The sequence below is a fragment of the Streptomyces sp. AC627_RSS907 genome, from assembly GCF_019049165.1.
Map to the genome: position 1 here is coordinate 1 of NZ_JAGMUE010000198.1, position 565 is coordinate 565.

General features: G+C 71.5%; 2 protein-coding genes. Both read right to left on the reverse strand.

The window, feature by feature from the left end:
* On the reverse strand, nt 1-144 hold a 144-nt coding region (locus KUM32_RS31430; RefSeq protein WP_217145358.1), incomplete at its 3' end, for a TetR/AcrR family transcriptional regulator.
* Between the two features lie 2 nt (nt 145-146).
* Nucleotides 147-565, reverse strand: a 419-nt coding sequence (locus KUM32_RS31435) for a 3-hydroxyacyl-CoA dehydrogenase family protein (RefSeq protein WP_254406411.1), incomplete at its 5' end; no start/stop codon positions are given.

Sequence of the window (565 nt, forward strand, 5' to 3'; positions counted from 1 at the left end):
GTGGTAGATCGAGGACTTGGAGATGCCCGCCGCCTGCGAGAGGTGCTCCATCGAGGTGCCGTCGTAGCCGCGCTCGTTGAACACCTCGACGGCGACCGCGAGCAGCGATTCGGGCGTGTAGGTGTCGCGCTTGGCCATGGCCACGATTAGAGCAGGTCCCGGCGCGCCGCCGCACGGCGGACCAGGAGCGGCGAGGGAGCGTAGCGCCCGGTGGGGTAGGCGGCGTGCAGGTTCTCCAGCACCCGCCGCACCCACTCGGGGCCCAGTTCGCCGCCCCACTCCAGCGGGCCGCGCGGGTAGTTCACCCCCTTTCGCATGGCCGTGTCGATGTCGTGCGCCTCGGCGACGCACCGGCCCAGCGCGTCGGCCGCGAAGTCCACGAGCATCGCCACCGTGCGGGCCACGATCAGGCCCGGTATGTCGTCGATGACGCTGACGTTCTTGCCCAGGGCCTGGAAGAGGCCCACGGCGGCCTTGACCGAGCCGGGCCGGGCGGTCTCGGACGCGGCCAGCGCGACACGGGTCGCGGTGCGGTAGTCCAGGGCCAGGTCGAAGCAGAGGGTTT